Below are 2,205 nucleotides of genomic sequence, written 5' to 3'. Positions count from 1 at the left end.
CCCTATTCCCTATTCCCTATTCCCTGTTCCCTGTTCCCTGTTCCCTGTTCCCTTGCCATCTGTAGCACTAATTTAAGGATTTCATATAAGATTTATAGACAATTTTTTTAAATAGCTTGAAACCCAGTTTCTAGTAAAAAAATTGTGGTTTTCTCCACTCAATCTTTACTAAGGAACTGGGTTTCTGTCTCAAACTCAATAATTTTCGGAAAAATTAACTCACTTTAGACGGTTGTTTTTTTGAGCTAAAAAAGGCTTCTCGAATTTGTTCAGAAATTTGAGAACTGGTTAAACCTAAATCAGCAAAAGATTCATTGGGTTCGGCATGATCGACTAAAATATCAGGAACACCAAAACGCTTCACCGGAACAACAACATTATTATCTAATAATGCTTCAGCAACAGCCGAACCAAAACCACCCATTAAACAACCTTCTTCTATCGTTACGACTTTACCCATTTGTTGAGCTAAAGGCGCAATTAATTCGATATCTAAAGGTTTAACAAAACGGGGATTAATTACAGTTGCTTCAATGCCATGTTCACTGAGAATTTCAGCTACCTGCATCGACACATTCACCATACTGCCATAACCCATTAATAGCAGATCATCCCCATTTCTTAAAATCTCTCCTTTGCCGATGGGTAGGGGTTCCCAACCTTCTTCCATTAGAGGAACACCTAACCCCGATCCGCGAGGATAACGCATTGCAGTCGGGCCATCTGTATGCTGAATTCCGGTTACTAACATCCGTTGTAATTCGGCTTCATCTTTGGGAGCCATGATCACTAAATTAGGCAAACACCGCAGGTAAGCAATATCATACATTCCTTGGTGAGTTGGGCCGTCTACCCCAACAATTCCCGCCCGATCTAGACAGAAGAAAACCGGGAGTTCTTGAATACAAACATCGTGAATAATTTGATCATAACCTCGTTGTATAAAGGTGGAATAAATTGCTACAACTGGACGCATTCCTTCTGTGGCTAAACCTGCCGCCATTGTGACCGCGTGTTGTTCCGCAATACCGACATCAATATATTGTTTCGGCAGTTTTTTCTGGAGAATATCTAACCCCGTTCCCGTTGCCATTGCCGCCGTAATCCCGACAATTCTAGGGTCATTTTCCCCTAATTTAACTAAAGTTTCTCCAAAGACTTTAGAATAACTGGGGGGTTTGGGTTTACTGGCTGGAATAGCTTTTCCCGTCGCTAAATTAAAGGGATTTTGAGCATGATAACCGACTTGATCTTTTTCAGCGATCGCATAGCCTTTTCCTTTCACCGTGGCAACGTGAACTAACACGGGCCCTGGCATTTTATGGGCTTGTTGAAAGGTCTTAATTAATTCTTCTAAATCATGACCATCGACAGGCCCAACGTAGGTAAAACCTAATTCTTCAAACACCGCCCCCACTTTAGGAACAGCAAGGCGTTTCATGCCTTCTTTCATCCGTTCCATTTCCGGGGTAAAAGCTTCTCCCACAAAGGGTAAATGTTTAAATTGTTCTTCTAAATTATCCGTAAGAAATTGAACCGGATCACTCAGTCGCATTTTATTCAAATAACGAGAAATTGCGCCCACATTGGGAGAAATTGACATCTCGTTATCATTAAGAACCACCATTAAATTAGTATGGGGTAAATGTCCGGCGTGGTTAATGGCTTCTAATGCCATTCCTCCGGTTAATGCACCATCGCCAATAATGGCAACGACTTTAAAGTTTTCCCCTTTCATATCGCGTGCTAACGCCATTCCTAAGCCAGCAGAAATACTGGTAGAAGCGTGTCCAGCACCAAAATGATCAAATTTGTTTTCGCAGCGTTTTAAATAGCCTGCAACGCCGTCTTTTTGTCTTAAAGTGTGGAAATTTTGATAACGTCCGGTGATTAATTTGTGGGGATAGGCTTGATGTCCCACATCCCAAATGACTTTATCTCGATCAAGATCAAGGGTTTGATACAATCCTAACGTGAGTTCCACAACCCCCAACCCCGGCCCTAAATGTCCTCCAGTCGCCGCAACAGTTTCTAAGTGTTTTTCTCGGATCTGGCGGGCAATTTGTTCGAGTTGATGGATCGACAAACCATGTAGTTGATTTGGATGAGTAATTTCGCTTAGGTGCATATTTGTTAAATACCTTCAAGTCACCATGAAGTTAACGTTTCGGGAAAATGGCCCAAATTTCCAGGCATTAGGCCGAA

At 41.9% G+C, this 2,205-nt stretch carries 1 protein-coding gene; it reads right to left on the bottom strand.

From position 1 onward, the window contains the following. Positions 1–214: 214 nt before the first annotated feature. The gene (gene dxs / locus PL8927_RS21150; protein ID WP_083625443.1) at positions 215–2,128 is read right to left on the bottom strand and encodes a 1-deoxy-D-xylulose-5-phosphate synthase; all 1,914 of its coding nucleotides are present in this window, start codon (positions 2,126–2,128) and stop codon (positions 215–217) included. Positions 2,129–2,205 lie beyond the last annotated feature (77 nt).

This window comes from Planktothrix serta PCC 8927 (assembly GCF_900010725.2).
Taxonomy (GTDB): Bacteria; Cyanobacteriota; Cyanobacteriia; order Cyanobacteriales; family Microcoleaceae; genus Planktothrix; species Planktothrix serta.
This window is presented reverse-complemented; position numbering and strand designations above follow the sequence as displayed.